General features: G+C 73.0%; 6 protein-coding genes. 5 read left to right on the forward strand and 1 reads right to left on the reverse strand.

The genetic code is table 11. The annotated features are described in order from the left end of the window. Positions 1 to 175: 175 nt before the first annotated feature. Entirely contained in the window at positions 176 to 2440 is a 2265-nt protein-coding gene (gene recD2 / locus ACWDNY_RS07640; protein ID WP_451644798.1) for an SF1B family DNA helicase RecD2, read from the reverse strand. 241 nt (positions 2441 to 2681) lie between these two features. Between recD2 and ACWDNY_RS07645 the strand changes: the two genes are divergently transcribed. The 5 genes from ACWDNY_RS07645 to rbsD all read left to right on the forward strand — a co-directional run bounded on the left by ACWDNY_RS07645 (position 2682) and on the right by rbsD (position 9025). Further along, on the forward strand, positions 2682 to 3731 hold the full coding sequence (locus tag ACWDNY_RS07645) for a LacI family DNA-binding transcriptional regulator (RefSeq protein WP_451644808.1): 1050 nt from the start codon (positions 2682 to 2684) through the stop codon (positions 3729 to 3731). Continuing rightward, complete coding sequence (locus tag ACWDNY_RS07650) at positions 3728 to 5332, forward strand: sugar ABC transporter ATP-binding protein (protein ID WP_451644799.1); 1605 nt, start codon at positions 3728 to 3730, stop codon at positions 5330 to 5332. Before ACWDNY_RS07645 ends, ACWDNY_RS07650 begins: the two co-directional genes overlap by 4 nt. After that, positions 5322 to 7277, forward strand: a complete 1956-nt coding sequence (locus ACWDNY_RS07655; protein ID WP_451644800.1) for an ABC transporter permease/substrate-binding protein — start codon at positions 5322 to 5324, stop codon at positions 7275 to 7277. Before ACWDNY_RS07650 ends, ACWDNY_RS07655 begins: the two co-directional genes overlap by 11 nt. A 312-nt stretch (positions 7278 to 7589) precedes the next feature. Continuing rightward, the gene (locus tag ACWDNY_RS07660) at positions 7590 to 8639 is read left to right on the forward strand and encodes a ribokinase (protein WP_451644801.1); all 1050 of its coding nucleotides are present in this window, start codon (positions 7590 to 7592) and stop codon (positions 8637 to 8639) included. Next, complete coding sequence (rbsD, locus tag ACWDNY_RS07665) at positions 8636 to 9025, forward strand: D-ribose pyranase (protein ID WP_451644802.1); 390 nt, start codon at positions 8636 to 8638, stop codon at positions 9023 to 9025. Before ACWDNY_RS07660 ends, rbsD begins: the two co-directional genes overlap by 4 nt. Positions 9026 to 9320 lie beyond the last annotated feature (295 nt).

Genomic DNA, 9320 nt, shown 5'->3' on the forward strand with positions numbered 1-9320 from the left:
TGGCTCAGGAGAGTGCACTCGGGGTCGACCATTGGGCCCGTCGGCGGCACTCAGTGCCGCCAACCTGCTCATCCTGCCCCCTCGCCCCGGCGACGGGAAGTGGTGTGTGACCTTCGCGACTCATTTGATCGATCATTTTTTCCCGGTGCCGGGACGGCGAGTTGCCCGGGCGGGCTCAGGCGCCACCCAGCCGGAAGTCGAGCGCCGTACAGCGCCGCCCCGCCGACACCGTGCGCACCGCCTGGCCGACGGCCTTGCGCGACCCGACGAGGACGACCAGCTTCCGCGCCCGCGTGACCGCCGTGTACAGCAGGTTCCGCTGGAGCATCATCCAGGCGCCGGTCGTCACCGGGATCACCACGGCCGGGTACTCGCTGCCCTGGGAGCGGTGGATGGTGACCGCGTAGGCGTGCGCCAGTTCGTCCAGCTCGTCGAACTCGTAGGGGACCTCCTCGTCCTCGTCGGTCAGCACCGTCAGGCGCTGGTCGACCGGGTCGAGCGAGGTGACCACGCCCACGGTGCCGTTGAAGACACCGTTCTTCCCCTTCTCGTAATTGTTGCGGATCTGGGTGACCTTGTCGCCGACCCGGAAGACCCGGCCGCCGAACCGTTTCTCGGGCAGATCGGGCCGCCCCGGGGTGATCGCCTGCTGGAGCAGCCCGTTCAGCGCGCCGGCGCCCGCCGGACCGCGGTGCATGGGGGCCAGCACCTGCACGTCCCGGCGCGGGTCGAGCCCGAACCGGGCGGGGATCCGCCGGGCGGCGACGTCCACGGTGAGCCGGCCGGCCGCCTCGGTGTCGTCCTCGACGAAGAGGAAGAAGTCCTTCATGCCGTCGGTCAGGGGGTGCTGCCCGGCGTTGATGCGATGGGCGTTGGTCACCACGCCCGACTGCTGGGCCTGGCGGAAGACGCGGGTGAGGCGGACCGCGGGGACCGGGCCGCCCTCGGCCAGCAGGTCGCGCAGCACCTCACCGGCGCCGACGCTGGGCAACTGGTCCACGTCCCCGACGAGGAGCAGGTGGGCTCCCGCCGGCACGGCCTTGACCAGCTTGTTGGCCAGCAGCAGGTCCAGCATCGAGGCCTCGTCCACGACCACGAGGTCGGCGTCCAGCGGGCGGTCCCTGTCGTACGCGGCGTCCCCGCCGGGCTTGAGCTCCAGCAGACGGTGGACGGTGGAGGCCTCTGCCCCGGTCAGCTCGGCGAGCCGCTTGGCGGCGCGGCCGGTGGGCGCGGCCAGCACCACCTTCGCCTTCTTCGCGCGGGCCAGCTCCACGATCGAGCGCACGGTGAAGGACTTGCCGCAGCCGGGGCCGCCGGTCAGGACGGCCACCTTCTCGGTGAGCGCCAGCCGCACGGCCGCCTCCTGCTCGGGAGCGAGGTCGGCTCCCGTCCGCCCCTTCAGCCAGTGGAGCGCCCGGTCCCAGGCGACCTCCCGGAAGGCCGGCATCCGGTCCTGTTCGGTCCGCAGCAGGCGCAGCAGCTGCGCGGACAGGGAGAGTTCGGCCCGGTGGAAGGGGACCAGGTAGATCGCGGTGACGGGGTCCCCGCCGTCCGGCCCGGGCACCTTCTCCCGGACGACACCGGGGTCGGAACCGTCCTCCGGGGGCTCGGCGAGCTCGGCTAGGCACTCGATGACGAGCCCCGTGTCGACCTGGAGCAGCTTGACCCCGTCCGCGATCAGCCGCTCCTCGGGCAGGAAGCAGTGGCCCTGGTCGGCGGACTGCGACAGGGCGTACTGCAGGCCGGCCTTGACGCGCTCCGGGCTGTCGTGCGGGATGCCGACGGACTGGGCGATGCGGTCGGCGGTCAGGAAGCCGATGCCCCATACGTCGGCGGCCAGCCGGTAGGGCTGGTCGCGCACCACCGAGATCGAGGCGTCGCCGTACTTCTTGTAGATGCGCACCGCGATGGAGGTCGAGACCTCGACGGTCTGGAGGAAGAGCATGACCTCCTTGATCGCCTTCTGCTCCTCCCAGGCGTCGGCGATCTTCCTGGTGCGCTTGGGGCCCAGCCCGGGGACCTCGACGAGCCGCTTCGGCTCCTCCTCGATGATCCGCAGCGTGTCCACGCCGAAGTGCTGCGTGATGCGGTCGGCGAAGACCGGGCCGATCCCCTTGACCAGACCCGAGCCGAGGTAGCGCCGGATGCCCTGGACGGTGGCGGGCAGGACGGTCGTGTAGTTCTCCACGAGGAACTGCCGTCCGTACTGCGGATGGGAGCCCCAGCGGCCCCCCATCCGCAGCGACTCCCCCACCTGCGCGCCGAGCAGTGCGCCGACCACGGTGAGCAGGTCCCCACCGCCCCTGCCGGTGTCGACACGGGCGACCGTGTAGCCGTTCTCCTCGTTGGCGTAGGTGATGCGCTCCAGAACACCTTCCAGCACGGCGAGCCGCCGCTCCGCGCCTCCTGCCTGAGAGGTACTCCCCGCCTGGTTGGACATGACTCCGACGCTACAGCGGGGGTCCGACACCGCGCGGAGCGTGGGGGGCCGCTCCGGCCGGGCCGCCGGGATCGCTCATCTGAGCGCGGTTCATCACGATCCGGTCTCAGCGAGTGGTTGAGGGGTTGATCAACCCTCGTGTAATCGATTCCAATCCTCTGTACGCGTGGATGTAATCGATTCCACGGCTTTCAGTGCTTTCACTGTGTTCGCTGCTTTCGACGAGGAGGTGGAGCGGGCGATGGCGAGTATCAAGGACGTCGCCGCGCAGGCCGGGGTCTCCGTCGCCACGGTGTCGCGCGTCCTGAACGAGCACCCGTCGGTCAGCGCCGACGCGCGCGCCCGCGTGCTGGCCGCCGTCACAGCGCTCGGCTACCGCCCGAACGCCCTCGCCCGGTCGCTGCGCACCGACCAGACCCGCACCCTCGGCCTGGTCATCAGCGACGTCCTCAACCCGTACTTCACGGAACTCGCCCGCTCCGTCGAGGAGGAGGCCCGCGCCCTCGGCTACAGCGTGATCATCGGCAACGCCGACGAGCGGCCCGAACTGCAGGACCACCATGTCCGCACCCTGCTCGACCGGCGCATCGACGGCCTGCTGGTCTCCCCCGCCGACGGCGGCTCCCCGCTGATGCTCGACGCCGCCCGGGCGGGCACGCCGATGGTCTTCGTGGACCGGTGGATCGAGGGCGTCGACGTACCGGTGGTCCGGTCGGACGGACGGGCGGCCGTACGGGACCTGGTGGCCCACCTCCACGGGCTGGGCCACCGCCGGCTGGCGATCATCGCGGGCCCCGCGGCCACCACCACCGGCCGCGAGCGCGTCGAGGCGTTCCGCGAGGCCCTGGCCGAGTACGGGATCCCACTGCCGGACGCCTACGTCGGCCAGGGCGACTTCCAGGCCGACAGCGGCCGCCGGGTCACCGAGGGCTTCCTCCGTCTCGCCGAGCCGCCCGAGGTCGTCTTCGCCGCAGACAACCTGATGGCGCTCGGCGCGCTGGACGCGATCCGGGCGCGCGGACTGCGCGTGCCCGACGACATCGCGCTGGCGGCCTTCGACGACATCCGCTGGTTCCCGCACACCGATCCGCCGGTCACCGCGATCGCCCAGCCCACCGGAGCACTGGGCCGCGCCGCCGTGCGCGCCCTGGTCGACCGCATCGAGGGCCGGACACCCCGGTCCGTCACCCTCCCCGCCCGGCTCGTCGTACGCCGCTCGTGCGGCGAGCCGGCTCCCGCGCAGGAGCCCGCTGCGCGGCGGACCTCCCCCAGGCAAAGGAGCAAGGCGTGAGCAGTCCGGACGAGTTGCTGCGCATCGAAGGCATCCGCAAGACCTTTCCCGGCGTGGTCGCCCTCGACGGCGTCGACTTCGACCTGCGCCGCGGCGAGGTGCACGTGCTGCTCGGCGAGAACGGCGCGGGCAAGAGCACCCTGATCAAGATGCTCTCGGGCGCCTACACCCCCGACGCCGGGCGGATCCGGGTCGGCGGCGAGGAAGTGCGCATCGGCGGGGCCCAGGACTCCGAGCGTCTCGGCATCGCCACGATCTACCAGGAGTTCAACCTGGTGCCCGACCTGACGGTCGCCGAGAACATCTTCCTGGGCCGCCAGCCGCGCCGCTTCGGGATGATCGACCGCAAGCGGATGGAGGCGGACGCCGCCGCACTCCTCGCCCGGGTCGGCGTGGACGTGTCCCCCCGCGTCCGGGTCCGCGAACTCGGCATCGCGCGCCTGCAGATGGTGGAGATCGCCAAGGCGCTCAGCCTGGACGCGCGGGTGCTCGTCATGGACGAGCCGACGGCCGTGCTCACCTCGGAGGAGGTCGAGAAGCTGTTCGCCATCGTGCGGGCGCTGCGCGAGGACGGCGTCGGCATCGTGTTCATCACGCACCACCTGGAGGAGATCGCCGCCCTCGGCGACCGCGTCACCGTCATCCGCGACGGCCGGAGCGTCGGCCAGGTGCCCGCCACCACGCCCCAGGACGAGCTGGTCCGCCTGATGGTGGGACGGTCGATCGAGCAGCAGTACCCGCGGGAGCGCACCGAACCCGGAACCGCGCTGCTCACCGTCGAGGGCCTGACGCGGGACGGCGTCTTCCACGACGTCAGCTTCGAGGTGCACGCCGGTGAGGTCGTCGGCATCGCCGGGCTGGTCGGAGCCGGCCGGACGGAGGTGGTCCGGGCCGTGTTCGGCGCCGACCCCTACGACAGCGGCGCGGTGCGGGTCGCGGGCACCGCGCTGCGGCGCCACGACGTCGCCGCGGCCCTGGCGGCCGGCGTCGGGCTCGTGCCCGAGGACCGCAAGGGCCAGGGCCTGGTGCTGGACGCCTCCGTCGAGGAGAACCTCGGACTGGTCACCCTGCGCTCGTCGACCCGCGCGGGCCTCGTCGACCTCAAGGGCCGGCGCGAGGCCGCCGCCCGGATCGCCGGGCAGCTCGGCGTGCGGATGGCCGGACTCGGGCAGCACGTGCGGACCCTGTCCGGCGGCAACCAGCAGAAGGTCGTCATCGGCAAGTGGCTCCTGGCCGACACCAGGGTCCTCATCCTCGACGAGCCGACGCGCGGCATCGACGTCGGCGCCAAGGTCGAGATCTACCAGCTCGTCAATGAGCTGACGGCCGCCGGCGCCGCCGTCCTGATGATCTCCAGCGACCTGCCCGAGGTGCTCGGGATGAGCGACCGGGTGCTGGTCATGGCCCAGGGCCGGATCGCCGGCGAGCTGCCCGCCGCCGAGGCCACCCAGGACGCCGTGATGGCGCTCGCCGTCGGCGCGCCCCACCCGCCGGCGGCTCCCGCGGCTCCGAGGACCGCACCGGCCCGGACCCCGTCCACGCCGGCTTCCACCACTTCCCCGACGTCCACGACCGGAACGGAGGCCTCCCGTGGCCACTGACACGCTCACGAGCACGACGGGAGCGCGGAACGCCTCGGGCGGCCTGCGCCGCGTCCTGCTCGACAACGGCGCGCTCACCGCGCTCATCGTCCTCGTCGCCGCCCTGTCGGCGCTGTCCGGCGACTTCCTGACCGCGGACAACCTGCTCAACATCGGCGTCCAGGCGGCCGTCACCGCCATCCTCGCCTTCGGCGTCACCTTCGTCATCGTCGCCGCGGGCATCGACCTGTCGGTCGGCTCGGTGGCGGCGCTGTCGGCCACCGTGCTCGCCTGGAGCGCCACGTCCGCCGGGGTGCCGGTGGCCCTCGCGGTCGTCCTGGCGATCGCCACGGGCATCGTCTGCGGCCTGGTCAACGGGTTTCTGATCGCGTACGGGAAGCTGCCGCCGTTCATCGCGACGCTGGCGATGCTCTCCGTGGGCCGCGGCCTGTCCCTGGTCGTCTCCCAGGGCTCCCCGATCGCGCTGCCCGATTCCGTCTCGCACCTCGGCGACACCCTCGGCGGCTGGCTGCCGGTGCCCGTGCTCGTCATGGTCGTCCTGGGCCTGCTGACGGCGTTCGTGCTGGGCCGGACCTACATCGGCCGCTCGATGTACGCGATCGGCGGCAACGAGGAGGCGGCCCGGCTGTCGGGTCTGAGGGTGAGGAAGCAGAAGCTCGCGATCTACGCCCTGTCCGGGCTGTTCGCCGCGGCCGCCGGCATCGTGCTCGCCGCGCGTCTGTCCTCCGCGCAGCCGCAGGCCGCTCAGGGCTACGAGCTGGACGCGATCGCGGCGGTCGTCATCGGCGGCGCCTCGCTCGCGGGCGGCACCGGCAAGGCGTCCGGCACGCTCGTCGGCGCGCTGATCCTCGCGGTGCTGCGCAACGGCCTCAACCTGCTGTCGGTGTCCGCCTTCTGGCAGCAGGTCGTCATCGGTGTCGTGATCGCGCTCGCGGTGCTGCTGGACACCGTGCGCCGCAAGGCGGGGGCGACGCCGGCCGCGGCCGGCACCTCCCCGGGCGGCGGCAAGGGGCGGCAGGCCGCGACCTACGGGCTGGCCGCCGTGGTCACCGTGGCCGTGGTCGGCGCGACGTCCTTCCTGCACGACGGCGCCCCGGCGTCCGCCGCGCCGAAGGTGGGCCTGTCGCTGTCGACGCTGAACAACCCCTTCTTCGTGCAGATCCGGTCGGGGGCGCAGGCCGAGGCGAAGAGGCTGGGCGTCGACCTGACCGTCACGGACGCCCAGAACGACGCCTCCCAGCAGGCCAACCAGCTGCAGAACTTCACCAGTGCCGGCCTCGGCGCGATCATCGTCAACCCGGTCGACTCCGACGCGGCGGGACCGCCGGTGAGGTCCGCCGGCAAGGCGGACATCCCCGTGATCGCCGTCGACCGCGGCGTCAACGGGGCCACCACGGCCACACTGGTGGCGTCCGACAACGTCGCCGGCGGTGAGCTCGCCGCCCGGACGCTCGCCGAGAAGCTCGGCGGCAACGGGCGGATCGTCGTCCTCCAGGGCCAGGCCGGCACCTCCGCCGCCCGCGAGCGGGCCGCGGGCTTCGCCCGGGGCCTGAAGGCCTACCCCGGCATCCGGGTCGTCGCCCAGCAGCCCGCGGACTTCGACCGCACCAAGGGACTCGACGTGATGTCGAACCTGCTCCAGGCCCACCCCGACGTCCAGGGCGTGATCGCCGCGAACGACGAGATGGCCCTCGGCGCGATCAAGGCGCTGGGCGCGAAGGCCGGTACGTCGGTGCCGGTGATCGGTTTCGACGGCACCCCGGACGGGCTCGAGGCCGTCAAGGACGGCACCCTGTACGCCTCCGTGGCTCAGCAGCCCAGCCGGCTCGGGAAGATCGCCGTGGACAACGCGCTGCGGGCGGTCCGGGGCAAGGAGGTCTCCACGACGGTGAAGGTGCCGGTCAAGGTGGTGACGAAGGAGAACGTGGCCGGGTTCAGCGGCTGACGCGGGACGGTGGGCGGGTGGTCGTCCGGACCGCCCGCCCGTGGTTCGTCCGGCGGGGGGCGGCTGGGCCGGCAGCAGGACGGGCAGGGTGAGCGGGACCGGCCGGCGGGCAGGGTCAGCGGGGCCGGCAGCAGGACCGGCTGGCCGGCAGGCCGGCAGGGTCAGCAGGACCGGCAGCTGACCGGCTGGCCGGCAGGTCGGCAGGTCGGCAGGTCGGCAGGTCGGCAGGTCGGCAGTGTCAGCAGGTCGGCAGTGTCAGCAGGACCGGCAGCAGGACCGGCTGGCCGGCAGGGACTTTCAGGGAGTCATTCCATGTACGACTACGACCTGTTGGTCGTGGGGTCGGCCAACGCCGACCTGGTGATCGGCGTCGAGCGGCGGCCCTCGGCCGGGGAGACGGTGCTCGGTTCCGACCTGGCCGTCCACCCCGGCGGCAAGGGTGCGAACCAGGCGGTCGCCGCGGCCCGGCTCGGGGCCCGGACGGCCCTGCTCGCCCGGGTCGGCGACGACGCGCACGGCCGGCTGCTGCTCGACTCGCAGCGGGCGGCCGGGGTCGACACGGCGGGTGTGCTGGTCGGGGGCGCCCCGACCGGGGTTGCGCTGATCACCGTGGACCCGTCGGGGGACAACAGCATCGTGGTGTCGCCGGGCGCCAACGGGCGGCTCACGCCGGAGGACGTGCGGAACGCGTCGGCCCTGCTGGGGGCCTCCCGGGTGGTCTCGACACAGTTGGAGATCCCGCTGGAGACCGTCGTGGAGCTGGTCCGGCGCCTGGCGCCCGGGAGCCGGTTCGTGCTGAACCCGTCGCCGCCGCGCGCGGTGCCGGCGGAGGTGCTGGCCGCGTGCGATCCGCTGATCGTGAACGAGCACGAGGCGAGGGTGCTGTTGGCGGGGGCGGGTGACCGTTCGGGGGAGGGGGCGGGGGGTGACCGTCCCGAGGAGTGGGCGGGGGGTGACCGTCCTGAGGAGTGGGCGCGGGGCCTGCTCGCTCTCGGTCCGCGCTCGGTGGTGGTCACCCTGGGCGCCGGGGGTGCGCTGGTGGCGTCCGGCGAGGGGGTCACGCATGTGCCGTCCGTGCGGGTGGAGGCCGTCGACACCACGGGTGCGGGCGACGCGTTCACCGCGGCGCTGGCCTGGCGGCTGGGCGCGGGCGCGTCGCTGGTGGATGCGGCGGCGTATGCGGCCCGGGTGGGGGCGGTGGCCGTCACCCGGCGGGGGGCGCAGGCGGCGTTTCCGGTGGCGGAGGAGGTGGACGCCCTGGTGGGCGGGTTGCCGGGGGACGCGTCGTCGTCCGGTGCGGACGGTGGGGTGGCGCAGGACGCCGGTGGGGCTGCGCGGGACGCCGGTGGGGCTGCGCGGTGAAGAAGGCCGGGATTCTGAACCGGCATCTCGCCGGGGCGCTGGCCGAGCTGGGTCATGGGGACGGGGTGCTGGTGTGCGACGCCGGCATGCCGATACCGGACGGGCCGCGGGTGGTGGATCTGGCGTTCCGGGCCGGGGTGCCGTCGTTCGCGGAGGTGCTGGACGGGCTGCTGGCGGAGCTGGTGGTGGAGGGCGCCACGGCGGCGCAGGAGGTGCGGCAGGCGAATCCGGCGGCGGCCGCGCTCCTGGACGGGTGCTTTTCCGGGCTGGCGCTCGTCCCCCACGAGCGGCTCAAGGCCCTGTCGGCCGGGGCGCGCCTGGTCGTGCGGACCGGGGAGGCGCGGCCGTACGCGAACGTGCTGCTGCGGTGCGGGGTGTTCTTCTGAGGGCCGGACGGTTTCGAGGGGGCCCCGTCCGTCGACCGGGCCCCCTCGTCTTTCCCCTCCGTGTCAGAACCTCTCGTAATCCCCCCCGGGTCCCCCACCAGAGGTCCTGACGCCAGATACGACATGCGGAGCGGGGGAAGGGTTGCACGGCTCGGCGGAATTTTTTTCCGGGGGTGCGGTGGGCGCTTGTGGGGCGCTTGCCCAGGGCACCGCCGCGTCGCACTCGAGGCATTCGGTGATCGTCAGGGTCTGGGACATGGCATTTTTCTCCTCGCGTGATCGAATTTGGTGGAGC

Source organism: Streptomyces sp. NPDC003697, assembly GCF_053587115.1.